Genomic DNA, 23,960 nt, shown 5'->3' with positions numbered 1-23,960 from the left:
CTAAATGGAGCAATTACAGGCTACTCTACAGATTAATACGATTTTACAATCCGCTCGCACTATACCCATTTTGGGTTATCGCAAACATTTGATCTCGCATTCGCATTTCATGTCTCACCGGGCAAACGGAGGTAACCTGGATCGAAATCTGCAAAGTGCTCTAGGCCTTCTTTGTTCAGTAAATGAACGGAACCCTGTCGGAAATCCAAATAGCTCCTCTGTCTCAATTCGCGCAGCATCCGGTTAACATGGATCGGGGTTACCCCGAGTGCGGCCGCGAGATCATATTGAGTTAGGGGGCATTCAAACCCATGGCTTTTTGCAGCATCCGCCTTCTCTAGGCGCGTCCCCAACTCAAGGAAAAAATGAGCGGTACGTACCAAGGCACTTCTTCGGCCCAGATTGGTCAAGTGCTGAGACAGAATCGCTTTTTCGCGGGCGATCGCCCCGAGCAGGCCAGCGGCAAGGCTCGTGGAATGGGCGAGGCCTGACGAGATCGCCTTGGCGGGCGCCTCGAATAGCATGAGTTCGGTCTGTGCCGTGAATGATTCCAAACCTTCTCCCTCGAAGGCTCGAGAGGCTACAACCTCTCCTTTCAGCGGGAAATCGAGGATTTGCCGCTCGCCATTCGCCAAATTGGTGCAGATGCAGCCCCAACCGGAATGCACGACGAAGATGCGATCCTCCTCGTCTCCCTGTCGGGTAATCACCGCATGCGCGGGGTAACGCCTCGGAATGAAGCCGAGCGACCCAAAGTGGGATTTATCGCTGTCGTTGAGCGCAACCCGGAGTATCGAGGTTTCCAGTGCCAGGGCAAACGCTTCAGACGCAACTGTCATTTGCGGGGCACCCCCTTTCTTTAAACTTGCATAATATACGGAGTGCGCCACAACGTAAGATTGCTAATGCGAGCTAATGCGAAATCGGTACCGTGCTCCCCCCTTGTGACCTTGTGAGGTCTTGTCTCGCATATTGAGTTGTGGCTGAGCGACGAGGCAATCTCACGCTTTTGCGAAGTACTCAGTGCGGTCCCGCTTGCTCGTTAAATTTCTGCGTCGCTACCGCAAGGTGAAGCCGCCGTGTTTGGGCCCGAGTCTGAGGCGATTGCGCTCAATCGTGGGGCCCGGCCGCCAACTGGATAGATGCGGACGAGGTCCAATGATGCGGGCGAGACCCGGGAAAGAATCCAACAAAAGGGAATGGCCGTCATCAGATCTGGTGAAGTCTGCGAGTCACGCAGACCTTGCGGCGGGTTCACGCGCAGGACGTGATTAGCATGAGTCGATGTCCGCGATTAGGTGCAGATACGCCTCAGCAATCCGGCGCCATGAAAAGGTCGCTGCCCGGGCTCTGCCCTTTTCTGCCAAGTGGCGACGTAGACTGTCTTCGTTGCAAAGTCGGCAGACGGCCGAAATCCATGATCCGGCATCTGCCGGACCGGCATAAAGGGCGGCATCCCCACACACCTCTGGAAGACAGGGGGCAGTCGAAGCAATAAGGGGACAACCAAGCGCCATCGCTTCGACGGCTGGCAAACCAAACCCTTCGATGCGGGAGGGGAAAAGGAAGCACAATGCATGCGAAAGCACGTTGGCCAGGTCGTCGTCACTGATGCGGCCCAGCAGTCGGAGGTTCGATGGCTGCTGCGGGACCAATTGTTTCAGCAAAGCGGCATCAACATCGCCAGCCATACAAAGATCCAGCCCCAGCCGATCCAAGGCTGGGGCAAGCTTCAATAGAAGTTCTACATTCTTGTACTTCTGGCTTTGGCCAAGGCAGAAGACAAAAGGCCGCTGCCCCAGATCAATCGACGATAGCGCCGCATCCCAGCGCGCTACATGATCGCTTCCATTGTAGGTAACAGTGATCTTCTCGAAAGGTGCCACGCCAAAGCCGGCGATGTGATCGCGTGAGAAACTCGATACTGTAGTAATCGCCGACGCTCGGCGGCCCAATGCTGGAAGTATCAATCTGTGCGCCAAGCGAAATCCTCGCCCGTAGCTTTGCGGCATCAATCTGGTGTGTAGATCGTGAATGCACGCGATCTGGCGCCGTATAGCCACTGGCGCGAGATTGCAGAAGCTCAGCAATCCCCCCCTTACATAGAATGGCAATTGCGCCTGCACCCAGAACTGCGGCAGCCGAGGTCGACTGTATTCCGGCACCACACGCACCGGAATCGACGTCAAGGGGAGGTCTCCAGGCGGTTCGCAAGGGGCGACAATCGAAAACTGGAGCCCACGCGTCATCGGATGACGTTCCGTCATTAACGCGTCGAGCGCCAAAGTTACTTCTCGCGCATAGCGGGCCACACCAGTCGGTCGCAAAGCGAGAAAGTCCCCGTTGATGGTCCAGTCATGATGCCAATTCGGAATAGGCGCCGCGAGCGCCGGTCCCCCTACGTCCCCGTCCGATCCAAGCCGTGGCGCCGATTTCGCACGAGTACTCTGCTGGTCGACCGGGCGAGCGCCCCCGACATCGGTCATGCTTGCTACTCCACCACGGACGACATTGTCCGAATGCACAATGGAGCATCCAATGAACAATTGGGCGCGGGTCGTTCAACTTCTCATCACTCGCTCGGGCCCTATCGTCCACCTGGAGGCGTTATGCCGTCGGCTTCTGTCCTTAAACCTGACCTTATGGAAAATACCTCCACATGCGCGCGTTCGAAACGACCCAATTGGAGGTAAAGGTGGCATGCCCGATGGCCATCGTCCTGCGACCTACACCGAGTTTAACGCCAATGAGTAAGAGCGCTATCCAAAGGGTGGTGACGTGGTGAGCCTTTCGCCGGAACGGGGTTCGCCTGGCCGCGCCGAGGGCAAACGAGCGGGCGTCGGTCCTCACTCCAAGGGCTGACGGGGGCTAGGAAGAAAAGTCCGAAGGTTTGCGCTAGGCTTGAACGCGGTGTAACGCGCGCAGTGGCGGACTATGGAACGCTCGTGGACAATTAACGGACGCTTTCTGGCGCAGCCTCTTACGGGTGTTCAGCGATACGCTTTTGAAATCGTGCGTGCCTTGGACGAACTTCTCGTCGAGCAGCCCCTCCTCGCCAGCAAGCTCAAGATCGAATTGCTCGTTCCTCGCGAGGCAAAGACCCCTTCCCTCAAAAGGATCTCAACGCGCGCCATTGCCATTGCCCCTATGCACGGCCACTTGTGGGAGCAGGCAGCGCTTGCAGCTCACGTTCGAGGTGGACTTCTCAGCTTCTGCAATACCGGCCCCTTGAGCGTCCAAAAGCAGATCCTGTGCATCCATGATGTCAACACGCGAACCTACCCACAGAGTTATTCGCTCCCGTTCCGGCTGCTCTACCGCACCTTACTACCTGCTTTGGGGAGGAGAGTCGCGGCGGTCGCGACGGTCTCGCGCTACTCTGCCGGCGAGCTCGTCCGTCATCGAATATGCGGACCTGGCAAGATCATGGTGATCCCAAACGGGCACGAGCACGCAGCCTCGTGGAAGCCGGGGCATTCCCAAAGGACTCGGGCCGTCGCGGGGCGGGACACGATTGTCGTCATGGGAAGCGCAATTCCTCACAAGAACACCGGCCTGATCATCGGCATGGCCGAAAGGCTTGCCGCTGTGGGGCTTCGAATAGCGGTGGTAGGCATGTCCGACGCGCGCGTTTTCAAGAGCGACGGCCGGAAAGAACCGGCCAGCAATGTCATTTGGCTGGGAAGACTGTCGGATGAGGAATTGGCGGCGCTGCTCCAGGACTGCCTGTGCCTTGCGTTCCCCTCTTTCATAGAGGGCTTCGGTCTGCCTCCGCTCGAGGCCATGGCCACCGGTTGCCCGGTCATTGTTTCCAATCGTGCCAGTTTGCCGGAAATCTGCGGTGAAGCGGCTCTTTACGCTTCTCCCGACGACGCCGAAGCTTGGTTTGACTGTTTCATGCGGGTGCGCAACATGCCCGCCATGCGCGATGAAATGATCGGCCTCGGCAGGGTACGAGCGTCAAATTTTCAGTGGAAGGCGTCGGCTGGCCGATATCTCGACGTAATGGCCGTTTTGGACGGAATGTCTAAGTCCTCCGGCGGGCCGGTTGCCACGTCTATCGCCTGACGTGGGCGGCCTGCGCCAGTGCAAGCGCTTTCAGGATCGCCAGGTCGAAGCGGTTTTCGGAGAATCTGTCCGCATTCGATCGGCATGCCTGCGATTTGATCGCCGGCTGGTTCTGCTCGAAGACGTGGATGGCCTCCTTGATCGACTCCACAGATTGGCTGCCAAAGAGAATACCAGTTGGATACTCTGCTTCGCCGAACGCCTGCACGATATCGCGCGCGCCGCCGCGGCCAAAAGCGATCAGTGGCGTACCGCATGCTTGTGCTTCCGCCAGAGCTATTCCGAAATCCTCGCACCCAGCAAACACCATCGCCTTGGCCCTGGCGACGGTCCTCACATATTCCTGTCGTGGCAAATAGCCAGTGAAGCTTACGTTGGAGCTGGCCATGCCCCGCAGGCTCTGCGACTGTTGACCCTCTCCTACCACCACCAGTCGCCTCGATGGCATGTCGTTGAATGCCCGTATGACAAGGTCCGTGCGTTTGTAGGGCGCGAGAAAAGACGCCGTAACGTAATAGTCGTCTTTGCAGGCGATGAATTCAAGTTCGTCGAGGGCAACCGGCGGAAAGACGACTTGAGCTTCCCGACCGTAGATTCGCTGGATACGGGACCGCACATAGCTCGAATTGGCCAGCATGAGGTCGGGCCCGTGGGCGGTTCGGGTGTCCCAGGTCCTCAGATTATGCAGCATGTAGCGGAAGAGCAGGCCCTTCGGGCCAAATCCAAGACGGCCCTGCGCAAGGTAGGAAAACTGTTCATCCCACGCGTAGCGGATGGGGCTGTGTACGTAGCATAAATGCGGTTGGTCAGGCCGCGTTAGAACACCGCGCGCGAAAGCGGCGGAGGAAGAGATGACGGCATCATAGCCGGTGACATCGAACTGCTCGATGAGAAAAGGGCAAAGAAAAAACAGGGATCGATAATATTTTTGCACCATTGGCAATCGGTTGGCGGCCGAGGAATGAAACGCGACATCGTGAAAATACTGCTCCTTTATGTCCTTCGGCAGAAAGTCGAACAGGGTGAAAACCTCTGCATTTGGGAACAGCTTGCATATGCGGGCAAGCACACGCTCACCACCGCGAAAATTAGGGCACCAATCGTGTACGACCGCAATTCTTGCGCTGCGGTCCACCAGGGCGAGCGGCTGCCGACCAGAATTGCGTCTATGCGGCCTAAGGCGCGTGATCGTGGCCAGTTCGTCCCGGCGCATATGATGCATGTGGGAACACCCCCCTCACCGATGTGCCTCTCCACATGAACGCGGTTCTGGGACGCACGCCAAACAGTCTGTGTTCGGCTGTTGACGCGGGCAAGGTGGCAATCGGACTTAGACGGTTCTCACCTGCGCGGCGGACATAATCGAAATGCGTATGGTGGCTACGTCTGATGGGCCAGCCCCCGGCACCTCGGTAGCCTTATTCACAGGCTGTCTGGCCAACCCGGCTCGCCTAGGATGAATTTCGCTAGGCGAAGGCCCCGTGATTATGTCAACTGCAGGATAGCGAGCTATTGATGAAACTGGCCGTGATCATTGCCACTTTCGGCCGCAAAGAGCAGCTTGCTCACCTTCTAGAGCACCTCAAAAGGCAGGAAAGGCTGCCGGACGAGGTCGTCGTGTCGGCTCCTGACGAGACGCACGTTCCGGTCTATGAGACGCCCAAATTTCCGATCTCTATCGTCTTGGGAAGGAGAGGACTGTGCGCGCAACGCAACCAAGCGCTCGATAAGGTCTTAGAGCGCTTTGATGTGATCACCTTCTTCGATGACGACTTCATCCCAGAGGACAATTACCTGCGCCTTGTTGATCGGGCGTTTCATGAGCATGAGGACTGGGCGGTGGTGATGGGGCACGTCGTCAAGGACGGCGCCCGAACTGCAGGTCTGAGCTGGGCGGAGGGGCTTCAAGTCCTTGCGGCTGAACGATCGAAAATGCCTGTCAAGCCGAAAATCGTTGATCATGTCGGGGCCTATGGCTGCAACATGTCGATTCGAATGAAGTTTATCGGCAAGTTGCGCTTCGATGAGCGGCTGGTCCTTTACGGTTGGCAGGAAGACATCGACTTCACAAGTCAGTTGAGACGGTTCGGTCGAGTGATCGGTCTGAGTACACTGCACGGTGTTCATCTGGGGCTCAAGATCGGCCGCGTCAGCGGCGAGCGCTTTGGCTACTCCCAGATCATCAATCCAATTTACCTGATAAGAAAAGGAAGCGTGCCGGCAAGTTTCGCACTGCCGCTGATGGGACGCAACCTAGCCGCCAATCTTGTGCGCAGCCTTTGGCCGGAGCCATACATCGACCGGCGGGGACGCCTTCGCGGCAACCTTATAGCCCTCGCGCATCTGCTGAAGGGCCGCATCGAGCCCGAATACATCCAGAAGATAGCCGCCTAGGAGGCCAGATGATGCCCTCACACAAGCACCCGCGATCCAAATTACCCTTTTCACTGGAAGTGCGGGGTCTTGTTCCAGCCCGCGTTTTGTCGAAGGGTACCAGGCGTTGCATCGGCCGTTTCGCCTTGTCCGCCGTGCTTTCCGTTTTCTCCGTACACGGACCAATTGCCGCCATCGCCAACGATGAATATCTCCTCGGACCTCAGGACAAGGTGCGCGTCAAGATCTATGAATGGCGCGCCTCGCGTGACGTTATTTTTGAATGGAAGGCTTTGAATGATACCTTCACGGTCAGCGCGGGCGGGACATTGTCACTGCCCTTTGTCGGGGCAATCCCTGCCGCCGGTCTCACGCCGAATAGCCTCGCCTACGCCATTGGCGATAACTTGAAGCGCAATATGGGTCTCGGGAGACGTCCGGATGCGGCAGTTGAAGTCATTCAGTACAGACCCTTTTATATCGTCGGCCATGTGATGCAACCGGGGGAATTTCCATACAGGCCGGAGCTTACGGTTCTCCAAGCGGTAAGCATCGCCGGAGGCGTGAGAACGAGGGAAGAAAGCATCGCCAGATTCGAGCGCGAAATGATTCAAGGAAGAGGGGACGTCAGCCTTCTCGGGCTTGAGAACATCAATCTTCTGGCCCGTAAGGCACGACTGGAGGCGGAGCTTAAGCACGCAGATAATATTAATTTTCCAGGCTCGCTGATTTCTCGTCAAGACGATCACGCAGTCGCGCTTCTCATGGAGCAGGAACGGTCAATCTTCCAGGCCCGCCGCGAAGGGCTAGAGACCCAAATCCGTGCACTTGAAAGTCTTCGGGCCTTTCTTGAAAAGGAGCTCATATCATTGGACAAGCAACTTGTTTTCCACGACCGGCAGATCGCACTCATCCAGAAAGAGCTGGGGGATGTATCATCGCTTGTTTCCAAGGGCCTCGCGGCCGCTCCACGAGAGATGTCACTGGAACGCGCGCTGGCGCAGTATCAAAGTGAACGACTGGCGGGTGAGACAAGCCTTCTCCGCACCCGACAGGAGATTAGCAAGACGGAGATCTCTATTCTGGAATTGCGCAATCGGTACGTGAACGAAGTCACTGCAACTCTGCGCCAGACACAGGCAGAACTCGATGCACTGGGTCGCAGGGCAGAGACGGCGATTGAACTGCTACATGAGTCGGAAATTTCAGCGCCTCGGCTTCTGGCGCGCCAGGCTTGGGCCGCTAAGGCCAAACCGATCTACACCATCGTACGCACGACAAATGGCCACAGCAAGGAACTGCGGGCAGGCGAGTCGAACGTGGTCAACCCGGGTGACACCTTGAAGGTAGAAATTCCCATGCCCGACCTAGAGGACTTCGAAGGCTTCGAGGCCACCGACCCCGGCGCCCCGGGCACCACTGCGCTCTCGATCGCGCCGACGACATCCAGAGTGCCGAATGTTCGCTAGGCTCTTCAATACCGTGATAGCAAGCGAATTCCGGCCGTAGTCGGCAGGCGGCCGACTGAATGGTCGCAGGCTGTAAGCCCATTATGTGACCTGTGGAAGGGCAAGCGGTCGAGCTTCCCGGCGTCGTCACTGTTTCACGGCCCCCTCTCACATCGGTGACGGACAGCAAGGTGCGTCCCGACAATCATGAAATGAATGCGATGCGAGCAGCCATAAGCCGCCAGCAGATCAAGGTCCAGATCCAAGCTCATGATGCCGGATCGCTACGGGCTGACGGGGTTTTCGCCAGGCCGGTTAATATGGCTGCACATCCTGGCAATGAAAAGCCATGAAAATCTAGAGACTCACGTTCACAAGTCCAAGCGACTCTGGTTTTCTGGGCTTAATTGGTTTCCCTTCGGACGCCTGCGGGGAGGTTGGTATGCTTTGGAGCTTCCTTGCAGTCGGAGCGGTCGGCGTGCTGATCGGCCTTCGCCTCAGGGTGCCTGCGCTCATCGTCGCGTCCTTGATAACGATTATAGTGAGCGCTACCGCGATGCAGTGCTTGGGGTTTTCTGACGGACGCACGTTTTTGACGACGCTGTACCTCGTCCTCACCTTACAAGGTACCTATCTCATTGGTCTTCTCTTTGCGACGTTGTTGCACAGGTCACCCTTTGATCGACATCGGCGATAGGCGGTTGATTGCAGCCAGCGGACGTGCCACGTCTGTTGCGGCCCTCTACGATGCCTCATCGAACCTCATGACCGCGTAGGCTGTCTTAGCCAGGATGATGAGATCAGTCCAAATGGACCAATTTCGTACGTATTGCGCGTCGAGGGCAACTCGGCTCGCGTATTCAATGTCATTCCTGCCACTTATCTGCCAAATGCCGGTCAAACCGGGGCGGGTTTTTAGATACTCGTACGCTACGGCACCATATCGCGACATCTCGCTGGCCACGATGGGCCGTGGTCCGACGCAGCTCATCTCCCCTCGCAGGATATTGATCAGTTGGGGAAGTTCATCAAGGCTGGACTTCCTCAACATTTGGCCGAGCGGCGTGGTGCGCGGATCATTTTTGAGCTTTTGGGTTTGCCGCCACTCCTCGGCTGCCCGCGGATTGCAGGCAAGATACTCCTTGAGTACCTGGTCCGCGTTCTCCGCCATCGTTCGAAACTTATAGCAATCGAATGGCGCGCCGTTGAAACCGATACGGCGATGGACGAACAGGACTGGCCCCCCCGTGATGACCTTGATGAGGAGTGCGACGACAACCATTAATGGCAGGGCCAAAACAAGAGCCGTCGAAGCGACTGCGAGGTCCAGGCCTCTCTTGGAGCTACCGCCAAGGGGCTGGAGATGTGGACCATGTGGTCTTGCAAGCTCCAAGGGCTGATCCTCAGCATTCGCGTCAATCTCCCTGGTGGAACTGCCTTCAATCGGAAGGGGCGGCCATTTGTGGCTCGGTCGTTCTATTGAGGCTTCCGAATGCGCGGAACGGCGCACGCCCATCAACGAGCTGTTGCTACCGAGCAACCTGGCGACGATTCCGCGACGGTCTGGGCGAATACCAGGAGTGTTGACTGTCATGATCTCAGCGGCCCCCAGGACATCTCACCCAGATATTTTTCAGCCGCCGCCGCCGCGAGGCAAGAACGGCAAAGGGCGTAACGTTTTTTGCAACTGCCGCCGCTGCCTACTACTAAGTTGCTATCGGCTACGCGCTTCGAATGCGGCTCGGCGACCGCATCACGCCAATACGCGGAGCAGCACCGTCTGCCGCCCAGGAACAAGTGCAGCCGTTCTGCAAGGCACCTGCAATCAATGCCCCGCCTGAGTGGTGCGCTTGCGATATTGTCGCGTCGACAAGCTACGGACCTTCGTCATGACCACGCCGATCACCGCGGTCTTTGTAACCCGCAAAATGCGTGAAAGCTCGCCGACAAGGTCCAGGGGGGTTTTTCCCCATTCCGCGACAATGAGCACACCGTCAAGCACGGAAGCAGCCACCAAACCGTGCACCCCAGAGGTGAACGGCGGGAGGTCGACAATGATGATCTCATAGCTATCGAGTTCATTGACCAATAATGCTTCCAGATTCTTCGGTGTAATCAGCCGGAGCGCATCGGATGCCGCGCTTGGTAAGAGATCAAATTGCAACCCTGGAACGGATGTGATCTGTCCTTCTATTTCCGCACCGTCGCGGTTCTCGCCGGTCGGTACCTGGGCATGCGGAAGGCGCTTTGTCAACGTGGAGTGGAAACCATCGGCGTCGATTACGAGAGTTCGCATGCCGGAGACGGCATACAGCGCGGCAAGGTTGCTCGCAACCGTGCTCTTGCCGTCATCCGGAGTGGCCGAGGTGACGCCGATGCATCGCAAGGGATGCGCGACATCAGCCAGGCTAATGGCACCCTTTGTATGCCTGAGATTCCGGCTGAACAGAGACTCCGGCCGCCTTAGTACGTCATCCAGCTGACCAAAGCCTCGCAGAAAGCCCACTGGTGGCAGTTCCCCGACGCAGTCAAAGCCCAATTCGTCCCTGACCTGCCTCGACGTCCGAATAGTCCGGTCCAGCGTATGCCGTGCGAATGCCAGCCCGAGGCCGGCCATCAGCCCCGAGAGAACCCCCAATGCAAGCACTAGCCTCTTGCGCGGATGACTGGCTGCGAGTGGTCGCGTGGCCGGCGTGATGACGCGTGCGTCGGCTATCAGGTAAGGTTGTTGGTTCACAGAACTGGTGAAGGCGGCCAACAGGCTTTCATACATCTTTCGATATGTGTCCGCGGTAACCTCGAGTTCCTCGAGAGTGGGGCCGTTTCGCGTCACTCCCTCCCCTTGTCCGGACGCCACGACCTCCCCGTCCACGATTGTAGCTCCAAGTTGACGGCCAACGCTGTAGTCGTGCTTTGCCCGAAACTCTTGGGTCACCTGCGTGGCCAGATTCATCTGGGTACGGACTTCCTCGATGCGCTTTTCAAGCCATGCCACGCCTTCGCGTGCGGCTGCAGCTCGGGTCTCCAATTGTTCGCGAACGAACGCTGCCGCTGTGGCATTGGCGACCTTTGCTGCTAGTGCCGGATCGTGGGATTGGAAGGTTATATCGATAGCATAGGAGACACCAACGCGCTGGACGCCCAGGCTCTCTCTGAATGTTTCGACCACGATGCGCCTGCGCTCAAACTCCGATAGTTGTGCCGTGACGGCCCTTGTTTCCGACCGATCTGCGATGGGCGAAGCAGGCTTCGGCATCGCCTGATGTTGCGGATCGCCGTTGAGAGCGAGCATGTCGACGGCGATTTCCCTTACTCGTTCGATGCGCTCCACTATGCTCGGGCTGCTCACGGACTTGAAACGCGGGTTGTCGACAAGGTCCAACTCTTCGATCACCATTAACGCAATCTTCTCGGACCTGAGAACCGCGAGCTGGGTTTCAACCTGGGACGTGTCCAGGGACAAGTTAATCTCGCCGGATTGCCGTTGCAGCAGTTCGGGGATCTTCGGTTCTATGAGAATCTGGGTGCGAGCCGTGAACATAGAATCCGTCGTAGCTAGGGAGAAGACGGCGCCAAGCAGCCCGAGCAACGGGAACGCCATGATCAGAAATATACGCTGCCGGACAAATGAGGTGATATCGGCAAAGCCGATAAACTCGGAGTCCCTAGCTGGTCCATACGAATTCTGCTGGCCCGCCGCTGCCGACCATTGGCGCTCTAGCATGGCGTCCGCCCACAGTTCGCGTAGATCATGTGGAAGTGCCGAGCAAGCGTAACACACATGCTAGCGACACTCGGCCAGGGAACCCCTAGTGAATTTCTCGACCGGTCGGGCCAACCCTCTTGTGCTACGGAATAGATGTGCATGTCGATTTACAGACCTGCTGCGATCCAAATTGTCCCGGAAATTGCAGGTTAGCCTCAAGGGCGGGATGCATAAATGCCACCAAATGGAGTAGGCTGGTCTACGCCCTTCATAAATCAGCGATCGACAATTGCATTCACGATGAACAGCGAGTGCCACCGCGATCTGGGTGGAGCTTCGCTCTATCAGCGCGGCGGGTCATTAAAGGCAATTAGTAAATGTAGGCCAAGCTCGCGCCGAGCGGAGAGCTAACCTTCTTCCCTCATGGACATAAATGCCGCATCAGCAGACATCGCAGACGTCACTGACCCGCACCAAGGTGCGTGGCATATTTCCTCTGAAACTCACTCGATAGTATCATTCCCAAGGCAACGTGTTCCCTGGTCATAGTTCCGCCACTCAGATGTCCCGCGTATGTGTCGAGGCCATATGGATCGGCTGACCGGTCCAAGAGCAGGAGATAGAGAAAACTGATGAACGGGCGGTCAGTCAAGCCAAAGGTGGCATAACGCCGATTGAATTCCTCGGATTGCATCAGGGTGAGCACCATTTCCGTGACATTAGTCTCGCCGTTCTCCAATGCCTGCACCCAGCGGGCTATGCCTCCGGCATCTTTTCTGTGCCCTAGCACGAGACAGTAGGCAAAGCGCCCCTGCCGTACAGAGAGGGGCTCGGATGTACTGACTTCTGATATTTCACAGTCCCTTTTGGGGCGCACCACAGGGCGCTTCCCGAGAATGACTTCCCTTGCCGCGGCGTAGGCTGGTTTGGGCTCCCCTATTGCCCAGCCGCCATCACTCTTTGCGACGAGCTTGACGAGACCCATATACGCCTCGAAATTGGGTGCCCAATATGTCTCGTCCAAGAGTTCGTAGACGTGCGCCGCCTCTACTTTGTATTTCAAGTGTAACTCGCGCAAACGCATCATCGCCTGCCTAAGTCCGTCTGCCTGCTGCTCGTCGCTGCGTTGACTACCGAGGGGATTGTTGAACTCCGTGACCCAGATGGGATGGCCATAACGTGCGAGTTCCTTGAACGCCCATTCAGGGTCTTCGCCATACATATGCCAGACGGAGATATCCCAGTCGATACCGTCCTGCTTCATCCTTTCAAAGGCACCGACGTGCCCCCAACCCGCCGTGCCAATTGCCTTGCGGATTTGCGGGTCAACGGCGGTCATTCCATCAGACAATCCTCTCAAGACAGCGCTCACCTTCGCCCATCGGGGTCCATAATAGTCCAGTGGACCGACTCCGCCGGCAGGACCCCATTCACACGGATATTGACTACCGTCGTCCCGCTTTTCGCAAGCCTTGATGATGGCATAGTTTTCCATCTCGTTTCCCAGTTCCCAGACCCGGATGTCGGCCTTGAACTGGGAGCCAAGCGTTACGGCGAGCCTATGGGCTTTCTCGTAAAGATCGCCCACACTGTCCTTGTCGAGGTCAATGTTGCCGGGTGTGATCACGGGAAGGATACTTATGCCGCGGGCCTTTCCTTCTTTCGCAAGTACCGCGAGGTCCTCTACTCTGACCGCGTCGGAAATGTTGACGCGGTAAGATTTCATGCCGAGATCCTCGAGGAAGTTGAGTTGTTGTTCGATTCCAATGCCAGGATATGCCGTGATCGGATGGCCGTTGACCCCCCAAAGTATGTCTGCGGAGCCGGAGGCGGCCGTGGTCAGGAGACATAGTGCTCCGAGCGCCAGCCGAGTAAACATGACCAAATCCTTTTCATTTCGATCCCCGAACCATGCCGTCGCCCGGCCCGCGCGACAATTCGTCGAAATTGACGAGGCGGCGACGTTCGCTACACCTTTAGACGACCGTTCCCCTACTATTTGCCAGCATGACCTCTCGCTTGAATTTGTGGAATTTGGTGCTGGGAGCGCCGACCGGATCGCCCTATGCCTGGCGCGTGAAACCGCACGCGAAGACGAAAATGCTGCCTTCGGTACAAGACGCAAGCGAGCCTCGTTCCCCGGGCCCTCGTCGATACTCCCGGCAGATATTGCTCCAGCGGAGGCATCGGGACATGGACAAGGGCGCGATTCTTCCACTCAACGGACAGAGTTCCTCCGGGAGCGCCGCAATTGTCCTGGTCACTGATCAGAATTATGCACTTCCGACATTTTCTGCCGCTTTGTCTGCTGATCAACACACCAAGGGCGCAGACGTCGCAATTCGCATATTCGTGGTCGGTACTGAAGATACATGGGCCCGCCAATTTGACGAAGCGGTGGCTGGCACCAAGATTAAAGTCATTGCAGTAAGGCTGCCGCAGTTGGCCGAGCTTGCCCCATACCACCGCGATCACTATCTGCCGCCTATAGCTCTCGCGAGATTTTGGATCGACAGTTTCCTTGATGCCGGGGTCGACCGGTTTCTTTATATAGACGGAGACACAATGGTCGATGGCGAGCTTGATAGCCTCTTGGCCAGTACGCCGCCAGCGGAAGGATTGATGGCCGCACCAGATTTTCTGAACATTTTCATGGACGAGGTCAGTCGTGGTAAGAAGCGCGATTTGGCCCATCTGGAAGGCATAGGCTGCCGGGCCGAAACTTATTTCAACTCCGGCGTGATTTACGCCTCACGCGAGGCGTGGAACGACATTGTTCCTGCCGCCATGAAATTCATGATCGAGCACCCGGAACATTGCCCCGCCTCGGATCAGAGTGCGCTTAATCACGCGGCGCGTGGCCGCGTCACGATGCTGTCCCTCCGCTACAACTACCAAAGTGAACACATGATGGTGCTCGATCCCCGGAGACGAGGTATCGGTCCCACAATATGGCACTTTACCGGAGGCCCCAAACCTTGGAACATGCCCGGTTGGCCGTGGGATGAATCGTTCAATCGCTATTATTGCGCAGCCGAAATGCGCTTGCACGGAAGCACAATAGTTACACCGGTACCCCCGGAGGCCCAGACTAGGGCAGGCATAGCGCATCGGCGGCGTAGCAGAAGCAGAATGGCTTGGGTTTATCCATGGCGAAAGATCACACGTAGAAGAAAAATCCTGCATCTTCTTGCCGACGACCGCTAACGGAAACCAGGCCGTGGCGGTCCGGGGTGCCAGTATCGATGTACAAGCGCTCCCGGTGACCTTTCCAGATTGCCAAGCACACGGGAAACTTCCGCCCTTGGCGGCCTACCCATTTAGACGCTGGGAAACAGCGGTCCCTTACTCCCAATGGCGAGCTTGCTGGAGCGCAGGAGGATATCCACACTTTAGACAACTGGGACCGTGCCACCGATGCCGCCCCAGGCACCTAACCGTGCAGCCAAACTCGACCCGGTGAAGTTATGAATTCGCTCGAACTGAACGTGGCGCCCATGAAGCCTAATGTCGCCGCACCGGGAGGTTGTCCCTGCTGTGCGTCGACCGGTACAAGGCCAATCTATCGGGTTTCTTCCATTCCCGTGCACAGTTGCATTCTGCTGGGGTCCGCGGAGGAAGCCCGCGCATTCCCTGTGCGCGATCTTGAGCTTGCCTACTGCCGAGAGTGTGGCTTCATCTTCAACCGGATCTTCGACGAGTCCGTAATGGGCTATTCGCCCAACTTTGAGGAGTCCCAACATTTTTCGGACACATTCGGCGCATTCGCGAAGAAACTTGCCGGAGAGATCGTGAAGGTATGCGCAGTTGCGGGAAAGCACGTGCTAGAGATCGGCTGCGGCAAAGGAGAATTCCTGCGGGAACTCTGCGCCGTGGCTGGTGCGACCGGGCTCGGAATCGACCCGGGCTATCGGGCGGACAAGGGACGCGGCGGCGGCGGCGATCGCAGGCTGAACTTCATCGTCGACCATTTTGGGCCCAAATACGAGCATCTCAGTGCGGATGTAGTCCTTTGCCGTCATACGCTCGAACATATCGCGCCTGTACGGGAATTCCTCCGCTCAATTCGACGAGTCGCCGGCACGCATAATGATACCTGGATTGTCTTTGAAACGCCGGATGCAAAGCGTGTGCTCAAGGAAGCCGCATTCTGGGATATCTACTATGAGCACTGTTCCTATTTCAGCCCTGGCGCTCATGCCCGTGTCTTTCGGCAAGAGGGCTTCGACGTCACCGGCCTCGAGTTGGTCTATGGAGGCCAGTATATCGTACAATACGCCAGACCTGCTGACGGGCGAATACGGCCGACGTTGCCGCTGGAGGATGACCTTGCCGAATTGGAGCGCCTCGTTGAAACCTTTTCAAACCGGGTAAGCTCATTTCAGCAGCAGTGGCACGAACGTGTTGTCGCGGCGCACGCCTCTGGCCGCCGGGTCGTCCTGTGGGGTGGCGGGTCGAAAGCAGTCTCTTTCCTCACGACGCTCGGCTTGGGCGAAGAAGTGGATGCGGCGGTTGACATCAATCCTTACAAACAGGGCAAGTACACCCCTGGGACCGGCCACCCCGTCGTCTCGCCGCATGCATTGTTGCAGCAGCCACCGGGTTTGGTCATCGTGATGAACGCGATCTACAGCAATGAGGTTTCCCAGGCGCTCAACTCGCTAGGCCTCAAGCCGGAAATTGTTGCAGTGGGAAAATGATAACCGGAGCGAAATATGTCGGTGCGCGTTTCCCTTGGATTGCCGGTGTACAACGGCGAGAACTTCATAGCCGAGGCCATCCAATCGCTTCTCGACCAGGACTTTGAGGACTTCGAGCTAATCATTACGGACAATGCGTCAACGGACAAGACGGCGAAAATCTGCCAGTCGTTCGCCGAACGCGACACCCGGATACGCTATTTCAGGAATAGACGGAACCTTGGAGCGGGGGGCAACTTCAACCGGGCTTTCATGTTGAGCTGCGGGACTTACTTCAAATGGTGCGCGCATGATGACCTGATCAGCGCCAACTTTCTCACGGACACCGCAAACGCTCTTGATGAGGATGCGGATGCCGTGATCGCATACCCAACCTTGCTGGGCATCGACGGGTGTGGCGCAATGACTTCGTACCAGGAACGCGACTTGCCGAATATGAGGAATTTACCGCCTGCATCGCGTTTCCGCATATTGATTGCCGCGCACGGATGCGATGCGGCAATGTTCGGGCTTTGGCGCCGGAGTTCCCTTGCTCAGACGTCTCTCCATGAGCCCTACTACGGCTCCGATTGCGCGCTCCTTGCCGAAATGGCACTGCTTGGCAAATTCGTCAGTGTGCCAAGCGCAATTCTGTACAGTCGCGATCATCCGACACGATCGGTGAATTTGCACAGCAGTGAGCGCTTGCTTTGGCACAACCAGGACGCATCCGGCTCGAATCCCTTCGAATTGTCCAGTCGATTGAGGCACCTGGTCGTAATCGCCTATAGGCATAGACGCCAAGCACCGGTTCACCATTCGCTCTGCCATCTTGCGCTTTGGATGTTGGATCCTCCTCTGATAGGCCGGCTTGTCCTGGAGGGCGTCGGCGCCTTTTCACCTCGGCTTCGCGCCAAACTCCGCGCCATCGGGTTGCGCGCCTTAAAGTCGATACAGGGTTCCTCGAACCAGCCGTCAAGACGAACATGAACAAGCCGCACCTCACTTTCCGACCGATGAAGATTACCCGACCAGCACTGCCTGGTGATTCAGCCGCACGACTGCGGCGCAAAAACCTGGTCATCGTGCGCGCGGGCCGCAACTCTTTGCATGCGGGCTGGACGGCGGGAACGGGGGAGGCTGAGTTCGATCTCCTCGTGGCCGCTTATGAGAAGCTTACGCCCGGCGCAAGTGATCAGTGGTCCATCCTGTTACCTGGGCGCAAGATCGCCGGATACAACGAACTCTTCCAACGATATCCTGAACTGCTGGACCGCTACGAATATATCGCACTTATTGACGATGACATCAAAGTGACAAAGCAGGATTTCAACCGACTGTTTCAAATCGGTGCGGATTACTCTCTCGACCTGTTTCAACCAGCCTTGTCCTGGGACAGTCACTTTTCATACGCGGCGACGCTCGCCATACACAAATTTCGGCTGCGATTCACCAACACAGTCGAGATGATGTGTCCTGTGTTCCGCGCGAAATACCTGCGTATAGCACTCCCGTTATTTAGTCTCGGCTATGAAACGGGAATAGACCTCGTGTGGACGCGTCTTAACGACGACCCATGGTTCCGCTACGCGATTGTTGATGAGGTGGTTGTGACCCACACAAGGGTTATCGGCACGACGATGAAACAGCAGGGTTTTGCCCCGAACGAGCCTTACGACAGGCAAGTCGAGTGCGTGCTGAAGAGATTTGCAGCAGAGTTTCGCGGATTCGTCACTTACGCCGGAATAGATAAGCATGACCGCCTAGTCTCATCTCGATATCTCATTGGGCTGCATTCACTAGCGACATGGACGGCCTGGCGCAGAACCCCGGTGCCATTAACATATTTTGTCAGGCTTGTTACTGATTATACACGCCACTGCTTCGTGCGCCCAACTAATCTTCACCGAATTCCCATGGCGGAAAACGCGCCGCGCTCAAGCGCAATTCGGACTGGTTCCTGACGAATTTGCACGCCGTCACCGGCGCGCGATAAACGACTGAAGGGTCGATCCGGTATCATTTCCCCATTCCCAATTTACCGCCAGGCCCACGCGCAAAATTCGCAGTGGTGGATCGCCCGGATATAAATCAGTCAGAGCCCGTTGCATCACAGGTTCGTCATCGACAAAGACCACAAAGCGCTCTCCATCGAAGGGAATCCGGAGGCGGAAGGGCTTGCCCCAGTCGATCTTGGTCCACAGCATTGTCCACACCGCGTCATAAAGCTCTTCAAAACCGTGACGCTTGGTAAACAGCGCAATCGAGGATCCATGGTATTCATCGTCCAGATAAGCCGTGAACGTGAGGTAATTGTCACGGTCCTGCCAGAATACGAGCCCTGTACGGCAACAATGCGCCTGGCCGCGCTCTTCCCCGGGCGGCGTAATAGTGACTTCCAAATCGGCGAAGCCAACCTCATCCCACGGCAGCGTGTACAATGTTCTGTTCGGATGGGGCTTTTCAAGGGTTCCCCGCACGCGCGCCGCACCCTTACCGGTGACGTCAATGAAGCCAACACCGAAGGTTTTGCCCCAGTTTCCTCTGCCGATCCTGGGCGCGCGTCCCGCAAGATCCCCGAACGGCCCAGCGAAGTCATCGACGATTTCGGCGCGTGGGCCAAGCCGCAGCCAAGGCGCGTCGAAGAGCACAAAGGGCGGTATGGGCACCTCGCGTGGATGCGCCTCGAAATCTCGCATCTCCACGCCACAAGCACCGTCAAACCATATGCCGGTGCCTGTAGCGTCTTCGAGCGGTTCATCGTCGATCCCGAAAAGGCGATCGCCATCAAGGTAACATCCGATTTGCCCATATCCGTCGAGTATCTGCAACGAATGAAGGGTGTCTGGCGCTAGGCTTCGGCGCGCGTCGCTGAAAAGGATGACTTCTGCCCCCTGCTCTACTCGGATGAGCGCACTCCCCTCGCCCGACACCTTGAAGAGCCAGAAATTGTCGCTATCCCGAACGCGCCACGCGAGGCCGCAAGCGCCCGGAGTATCGCCAGTCGCGGCGATCGCATGAATGAGTCCCGACGGAACGCCAGGGTCGGACGTTGCGAGGGCGACACCATCACCTCCAATGGCCCCCGTTTCCGTGCGGTCGACATTGCCGCGCAAAACACGCCAAGAACTACTCCGTCCGGCAATACCGCTCGCAACGGCGTCTCTCGTCATCGGGTCACCGACATGGGCTGTCCCAAAGCGAGACGTTAAAACCGGCACTTTGTGCACTCTGATGCCATGAATGCGCGTATCGACGCGAAATCCAATCTGGCCGAGTACACATTGATGCACGCCGGCGTAGAGGATCTCGTCGTCATTGAAGGCATCAATGGCGATCGGCCGCATCATCGGGAAGGCAGCGAGTCCACGCGCACCCTCCATGGCAGCGGCATAGTAGATTGCGCCGCGCTCACGCAAAGCGACGAAATAGTAGATCTGCAGGTTCTTCAGGCCGCGAAATGCACTGAGACAGCGCGTCCCGACCCGTGTCCACAATTCTCCGTTTTCCCCCTTCGCTGCATGCACGATAAAGCCGCAACCGTCAGAAAGCGGGTCGCGGGGTGCTTCGCTCGTAAACCAGCCTACCGCGAGATTCTCGTTGAAATCAGGAAGCTTGTAGGTCGTCCTTGTGCTGTGCGCCCACCAGAGGAAGCGCCTGAGCGTCCCTTTTTTGCGCGGACCACACGCCCAGGAAACGAGGCGGTTCGGCCAAGGGTCAGCATTAGGGCCTAACACCCAGCGATGAATTCGCCTGAGGATGTGCTCTCCGATGGTTGTGCCCTGTGACGTATTGTGCCCGTTTGTTACGGAGACAGCCATGACGAGCCCGCTTGCACGGTGGAAGGGGCCATAGGCGATCCCCTGGCGTGCCCATCCAGGTTTCACGAGCGGTTGAAACCGGAGCGTTCCATGGTCGATAGCGATCTGCCGTTCACTATCACAGCCGCCCCTAGTCACCCCGTTGGTGGTATGGGTTCCTATGACCATGCCGGCGGCGCGATCGTCGGAAAAGGCATCCGCGACCAACAATTTGTTATGATCATCTCGCGGCCCCGCATCGATTGCGACCGATACAGTCATCGACATCCCTTCCCGTTCTACGACGTGTCGTAACAAAAGCTCGTGTTGCAGCCGCCGCATCAAGCGACGACGATTTCCGGCGCAAGACCGATCGCTTTCGCAATTCCTGCGATCTCATGGCGGTAAAGTGGATTCATGATGATGATCGCCTCGACCAAACAGCCGCGCAAGGACTCGGGCGAGAGAACCGGCGTGCCGGTCCGCGGTGCAAATCGCCCTTGCTTGTACGTGTTAACGTCGACAAGCGCACTGATCCCCGCTGCCGGCGGGACCACGTTCACGAAGGTGATGCCCTTTGAACCGGCTCCCCAGACAACCACCCTTTCGAGGTTGCGTTCAGAAAGAAACTTCTGCCAATGCGTGACCTTGTCGCGATGCAGTCCCTCGAATTTGCGGACCATTAACGCACACTCCTCAGACTCTTGGGCTCCCGCAAGCGGGTGCACTGTACCGGCGCGCGCTTCAATGAACAGATACTGGTCGCCAAATGAGCTTCCAGCACTCAGCACGTCGAATCCCGCCGCTTCGACGGCAACCCGCAGTGAGTGCCCGGTGAAATAGGACACGTGTTCGTAGATGAGATCCCAGATGCCCAACTCGCGCAGGGTGTAAAGGGCATTCGGGACCTCAAAATAAAATATGGTTTCGGGGCCAATGCCGGGGTGGGCGCGCAGGGCTTGCAAGAAGGCGATCGGGTCAGCGAGGTGTTCTATGACGTGACGACAGGAGACGAGGTCCGGCCGCAAATCGGCATAGCGGTCGTCGAACCAATCACTAACAAAACGAACCCGGGGGACGAGCGCGCCACGGTCTTCCTCAAAGCTCTTGTCGAAACCTATGCCCGTGGCGCCGCTGAGCGCACAAAGGCGCTTCAAAAAATCTCCCTTACCGCAACCGACATCGATGACCGTCTTGCCAGCGAGTGCATAGCTATTGCTCAGACGCCCCGCCAGAGCGTCCACGAAGGTCAGGAATCGCGGAGAAAAATGCAGAGAGTTTTCATAGCTTTGCGTGTAACCGATCCGCTGTTCCTCGAAGGCGGCATTAAAGAAATGCGTGCAACGGCGACAGAAGACGCCGCAAAATCGGCCGGTTTCTGCTGCGCGTGCCAAAGCCGGGCTCGAATGGAGAGCGTTGCAAAGCACGGGCAACGCCTCGAACGTAACCGAAGGCAGTAGCTCTTGCCCCCTGCAAACTGGACATTCGCTGCGAAGATCTGACGCGACCGTCTCGGTTCCAACTGCTTGCGCGCAATTCATGCCTGCTCCTCGAGCTTATTCTCACACGATGCGGGGAACCGGGACAGGAATGATGAACTTTCCGCCACGCGCGCGATAGTCGGCCTGCTGTTCGAGGACCTCGTCTACGAAATTCCAGGCAAGCAGCAGCACGTAATCCGGTTGGGTTTCGACAAGCGTCTCCGTCGATCGTATCGGCAGCCGCTGCCCCGGCATATACTTGCCTTGCTTGTGGATGTTGCGATCCACGACGAAGTCTATGAGATCGCGTCCGATCCCGATCGTGTTGATCAGCGTCGCTCCTTTGGCCGCCGCCCCATAGGCGGCAATCGATGAGCCCTGCGACTTCAGCCTGCGTAGGAGTGCCAGAAGCTCACGCTTCAACACGTCGACCTTCGCAGAGAAATTGCGGAAATAGTCGATCGTATCGATCCGCAGCGCTGTTTCGTGCGCAAGACGATCCTTCACGGCGGCTCCCACGCGCTCCCTGACCTCAACATAAAGACGGAGCGACCCCCCGTGGATCGAGAGAGGCTTGATCTCATTGAGATAAAGGCCGTGGCGACGGAAGAGTCTGTCGAGCGCCGTGACGGAGAAGTAGCAGAGATGTTCGTGATAGATTGTGTCGAACTCGCAATGCTCGATCAACGGCACGACATAGGGCACTTCGATCACCGCTACACCATCTTCCTTGAGGAGACGTGCTATCCCGGCCACAAAGCCATTTGTGTCGGCTACGTGCGCGAGTACGTTGTTGGCGTGAATTACGTCGGCAACGGCGCCTTCGGCACGAAGCGTTTCGGCGAGATCTCGGGTGAAAAAGGTGCACCGCGTTTGCACGCCTATCCTTTCCGCGGCCGCGGCAGGCCCATCGGCGGGATCGATTCCAAGCACCTTGACACCCGCCTCGACATAGTTCTTGAGCAGGTATCCGTCATTGCTCGCCAGTTCGATGACAAGGCTCTCGGGACCCAGGTTGCGGCGGGCGATGAGATCGAGCGCGTTCTCGCGCGAATGTTCTAACAGCGAGGGCGAGAATGAGGAATAGTAGGGGTAATCGTCCGCAAAGAGGATATTTGGACTTACCGTTTCGGTGATCTGGGCGAGGCTACAGTCTCTGCAGAACGCGACGCGCAACGGGAAGATCAGTTCGGGCTTACCGATGTCCTCCTCGGCTAGAAGGCGATCGGCAAGCGGTGTTGCTCCCAGGTCAAGAAACGTTTCGAGACGCGTTCCGCCGCAGGACCGGCATGCGTACTCCGTAACAGAGTTCAGCTTTTCATGCAGCATGTTGGTACCACCCTCGCACACTTTAGACCGCCACCGCCATGGTAGGAACGGAAACCCGGCGTAGGTCATCGTCCAACTCGCCATTGCGGATCAGCTTCTTCACATGGGCGATGCGCTTGAAGCGCTCGCCTTCAAAATCTTCGAGGGAGAGGCCAACCGAGCAGAACGCCTCGTAAAGCTGCTCGACGCCGCGCCGTGCCGTCCATTGGGGCTTGAAGGCGTGCAAGCGCCGACCAATGTAATTGCAATCAACTCGATAGCATCGCGTATCCGGACCCGCATCGGGCGCGAACTCGATCCGACTGTTTGGCACGATGGCTTGGACGATGTCGGCGATTTCGCGAACCTGGTAGTTCTCGGTAGTCAGTCCCACATTGAAGGCCTCGTTGTGGACAAGCTCACGATCGGCCTCGAGCGCGGCAATATAGGCGCGAGCAATGTCTTCCACATGCACGATCGGACGCCAAGGCGAGCCATCGCTTTTGAGGTAGATTTGCCCAGTGGTGAATGCCCATGCAGTCAGATTGTTGAGGACAAGATCAAAACGGATGCGCGGCGACAGGCCATAGGCGGTGGAAGCGCGCAGGAAAGTAGGGCTGAAGCTTTCGTCCGCCATAGGGGCAACTGCGTGCTCTACTTCAACCTTAGAAAGGCCATACGGCGTGACGGGGTTGAAAGGCGCGCTTTCGGTCAAAAAATCCGAGCCTGCGGCTCCGTAATTGCTGCAGGACGAGGCAAAAAGGAAACGCCGCACGCCTGCCTTTTTTGCAAGCCGCGCCAGGTTCACGGAAGCTTCGCAGTTGATTTGTTGGGTGAGGTTCGGCCGATAGTCCCCAAGAGGGTCGTTGGAGAGCCCAGCGAGGTGTATGACGGCGTCGAAACCAGCCAAATCGCCGACGACAATGTCGCGGACGTCCTCTTCCATCGTCGGCGTATCGTCGAGGGTGCTCTCGAACGTGCAGGAGCGGAAAATATCACTGTCGAGCCCGGTCACGTCGTGATCGCGCTGATGCAGCATCCGCGTCAGAACGGCTCCGATGTAGCCGCGGTGGCCCGTGACCAGCACCTTCATCTAT

The 23,960-nt window shown here is 57.3% G+C and carries 17 protein-coding genes; 7 read left to right on the top strand and 10 right to left on the bottom strand.

What is annotated here, in order from left to right; genetic code table 11:
- Nucleotides 1–107: 107 nt before the first annotated feature.
- The gene (locus tag CN933_RS21150; protein WP_102762263.1) at nucleotides 108–839 is read right to left on the bottom strand and encodes a Crp/Fnr family transcriptional regulator; all 732 of its coding nucleotides are present in this window, start codon (nucleotides 837–839) and stop codon (nucleotides 108–110) included.
- Nucleotides 840–1,271: 432 nt separating this feature from the next.
- Nucleotides 1,272–2,189: a glycosyltransferase family 4 protein gene (locus CN933_RS21145; RefSeq protein ID WP_245425121.1), complete on the bottom strand. Its 918-nt coding sequence runs from the start codon at nucleotides 2,187–2,189 to the stop codon at nucleotides 1,272–1,274.
- 745 nt (nucleotides 2,190–2,934) lie between these two features.
- Here CN933_RS21145 and CN933_RS21135 point away from each other — a divergent pair.
- Nucleotides 2,935–4,068 carry a glycosyltransferase family 4 protein gene (locus CN933_RS21135; protein WP_102762261.1) on the top strand — a complete coding sequence of 378 codons (1,134 nt, stop codon included), beginning with the start codon at nucleotides 2,935–2,937 and terminating at the stop codon, nucleotides 4,066–4,068.
- Here the strand turns inward: CN933_RS21135 and CN933_RS21130 are convergent.
- Nucleotides 4,058–5,290: a glycosyltransferase family 4 protein gene (locus tag CN933_RS21130; protein WP_102762260.1), complete on the bottom strand. Its 1,233-nt coding sequence runs from the start codon at nucleotides 5,288–5,290 to the stop codon at nucleotides 4,058–4,060. The genes CN933_RS21135 and CN933_RS21130 overlap by 11 nt on opposite strands.
- Before the next feature lie 293 nt (nucleotides 5,291–5,583).
- On the opposite strand from CN933_RS21130, the gene CN933_RS21125 reads away from it, so the two are divergent.
- Nucleotides 5,584–6,462, top strand: a complete 879-nt coding sequence (locus CN933_RS21125; protein ID WP_102762259.1) for a glycosyltransferase family 2 protein — start codon at nucleotides 5,584–5,586, stop codon at nucleotides 6,460–6,462.
- Between the two features lie 8 nt (nucleotides 6,463–6,470).
- A complete protein-coding gene (locus CN933_RS21120) occupies nucleotides 6,471–7,910 on the top strand; it encodes a polysaccharide biosynthesis/export family protein (RefSeq protein WP_180980767.1) in 1,440 nt (479 codons plus the stop codon).
- A 721-nt stretch (nucleotides 7,911–8,631) separates the two neighbouring features.
- On the opposite strand, the gene CN933_RS21110 is transcribed toward CN933_RS21120, so the two are convergent.
- The 3 genes from CN933_RS21110 to CN933_RS21100 form a co-directional block, all read right to left on the bottom strand.
- Nucleotides 8,632–9,483, bottom strand: coding sequence for a sugar transferase (locus CN933_RS21110; protein WP_280951606.1), 852 nt, complete (start codon nucleotides 9,481–9,483; stop codon nucleotides 8,632–8,634).
- 231 nt (nucleotides 9,484–9,714) lie between these two features.
- Complete coding sequence (locus CN933_RS21105) at nucleotides 9,715–11,613, bottom strand: polysaccharide biosynthesis tyrosine autokinase (RefSeq protein WP_102762256.1); 1,899 nt, start codon at nucleotides 11,611–11,613, stop codon at nucleotides 9,715–9,717.
- A gap of 442 nt (nucleotides 11,614–12,055) precedes the next feature.
- A complete protein-coding gene (locus CN933_RS21100) occupies nucleotides 12,056–13,474 on the bottom strand; it encodes a DUF4214 domain-containing protein (protein WP_102762255.1) in 1,419 nt (472 codons plus the stop codon).
- Between the two features lie 314 nt (nucleotides 13,475–13,788).
- On the opposite strand from CN933_RS21100, the gene CN933_RS21095 reads away from it, so the two are divergent.
- The 4 genes from CN933_RS21095 (at nucleotide 13,789) to CN933_RS21080 (ending at nucleotide 18,238) form a co-directional block, all read left to right on the top strand.
- On the top strand, nucleotides 13,789–14,802 hold the full coding sequence (locus CN933_RS21095) for a glycosyltransferase family 8 protein (protein WP_102762254.1): 1,014 nt from the start codon (nucleotides 13,789–13,791) through the stop codon (nucleotides 14,800–14,802).
- A 500-nt stretch (nucleotides 14,803–15,302) separates the two neighbouring features.
- Complete coding sequence (locus CN933_RS21090; protein WP_180980785.1) at nucleotides 15,303–16,295, top strand: methyltransferase domain-containing protein; 993 nt, start codon at nucleotides 15,303–15,305, stop codon at nucleotides 16,293–16,295.
- Nucleotides 16,296–16,310: 15 nt separating this feature from the next.
- Nucleotides 16,311–17,264, top strand: a complete 954-nt coding sequence (locus CN933_RS21085) for a glycosyltransferase family 2 protein (RefSeq protein WP_102762253.1) — start codon at nucleotides 16,311–16,313, stop codon at nucleotides 17,262–17,264.
- A gap of 116 nt (nucleotides 17,265–17,380) precedes the next feature.
- Nucleotides 17,381–18,238, top strand: a complete 858-nt coding sequence (locus CN933_RS21080) for a DUF707 domain-containing protein (RefSeq protein ID WP_180980784.1) — start codon at nucleotides 17,381–17,383, stop codon at nucleotides 18,236–18,238.
- Nucleotides 18,239–18,253: 15 nt separating this feature from the next.
- Here CN933_RS21080 and CN933_RS21075 read toward each other — a convergent pair whose 3' ends face one another.
- From CN933_RS21075 to CN933_RS21060, 4 genes are all read right to left on the bottom strand, one after another.
- A complete protein-coding gene (locus CN933_RS21075; protein WP_245425117.1) occupies nucleotides 18,254–20,356 on the bottom strand; it encodes a DNA-binding protein in 2,103 nt (700 codons plus the stop codon).
- A 59-nt stretch (nucleotides 20,357–20,415) separates the two neighbouring features.
- Complete coding sequence (locus CN933_RS21070) at nucleotides 20,416–21,468, bottom strand: class I SAM-dependent methyltransferase (RefSeq protein ID WP_245425115.1); 1,053 nt, start codon at nucleotides 21,466–21,468, stop codon at nucleotides 20,416–20,418.
- A gap of 168 nt (nucleotides 21,469–21,636) precedes the next feature.
- Complete coding sequence (locus CN933_RS21065; RefSeq protein ID WP_102762250.1) at nucleotides 21,637–22,884, bottom strand: class I SAM-dependent methyltransferase; 1,248 nt, start codon at nucleotides 22,882–22,884, stop codon at nucleotides 21,637–21,639.
- Between the two features lie 22 nt (nucleotides 22,885–22,906).
- Complete coding sequence (locus CN933_RS21060) at nucleotides 22,907–23,956, bottom strand: NAD-dependent epimerase/dehydratase family protein (RefSeq protein WP_102762249.1); 1,050 nt, start codon at nucleotides 23,954–23,956, stop codon at nucleotides 22,907–22,909.
- Nucleotides 23,957–23,960: the final 4 nt, after the last annotated feature.

It is taken from the genome of Sinorhizobium sp. M4_45 (assembly GCF_002885915.1).
In the GTDB taxonomy this organism is placed as follows: Bacteria; Pseudomonadota; Alphaproteobacteria; order Rhizobiales; family Rhizobiaceae; genus Sinorhizobium; species Sinorhizobium meliloti_A.
The sequence above is the reverse complement of the archived record's forward strand: the minus strand, read 5'-3'. Positions and strand labels throughout refer to the sequence as shown.

What these genes read in the sequence shown, in the direction of transcription:
- CN933_RS21150 (WP_102762263.1), bottom strand. Translation starts at nt 839, where the DNA reads ATGACAGTTGCGTCTGAAGCGTTTGCCCTGGCACTGGAAACCTCGATA.
- CN933_RS21135 (WP_102762261.1), top strand. Translation starts at nt 2,935, where the DNA reads ATGGAACGCTCGTGGACAATTAACGGACGCTTTCTGGCGCAGCCTCTT.
- CN933_RS21130 (WP_102762260.1), bottom strand. Translation starts at nt 5,290, where the DNA reads ATGCATCATATGCGCCGGGACGAACTGGCCACGATCACGCGCCTTAGG.
- CN933_RS21125 (WP_102762259.1), top strand. Translation starts at nt 5,584, where the DNA reads ATGAAACTGGCCGTGATCATTGCCACTTTCGGCCGCAAAGAGCAGCTT.
- CN933_RS21120 (WP_180980767.1), top strand. Translation starts at nt 6,471, where the DNA reads ATGATGCCCTCACACAAGCACCCGCGATCCAAATTACCCTTTTCACTG.
- CN933_RS21110 (WP_280951606.1), bottom strand. Translation starts at nt 9,483, where the DNA reads ATGACAGTCAACACTCCTGGTATTCGCCCAGACCGTCGCGGAATCGTC.
- CN933_RS21105 (WP_102762256.1), bottom strand. Translation starts at nt 11,613, where the DNA reads ATGCTAGAGCGCCAATGGTCGGCAGCGGCGGGCCAGCAGAATTCGTAT.
- CN933_RS21100 (WP_102762255.1), bottom strand. Translation starts at nt 13,474, where the DNA reads ATGTTTACTCGGCTGGCGCTCGGAGCACTATGTCTCCTGACCACGGCC.
- CN933_RS21095 (WP_102762254.1), top strand. Translation starts at nt 13,789, where the DNA reads ATGGACAAGGGCGCGATTCTTCCACTCAACGGACAGAGTTCCTCCGGG.
- CN933_RS21090 (WP_180980785.1), top strand. Translation starts at nt 15,303, where the DNA reads ATGGGCTATTCGCCCAACTTTGAGGAGTCCCAACATTTTTCGGACACA.
- CN933_RS21085 (WP_102762253.1), top strand. Translation starts at nt 16,311, where the DNA reads ATGTCGGTGCGCGTTTCCCTTGGATTGCCGGTGTACAACGGCGAGAAC.
- CN933_RS21075 (WP_245425117.1), bottom strand. Translation starts at nt 20,356, where the DNA reads ATGACTGTATCGGTCGCAATCGATGCGGGGCCGCGAGATGATCATAAC.
- CN933_RS21065 (WP_102762250.1), bottom strand. Translation starts at nt 22,884, where the DNA reads ATGCTGCATGAAAAGCTGAACTCTGTTACGGAGTACGCATGCCGGTCC.
- CN933_RS21060 (WP_102762249.1), bottom strand. Translation starts at nt 23,956, where the DNA reads ATGAAGGTGCTGGTCACGGGCCACCGCGGCTACATCGGAGCCGTTCTG.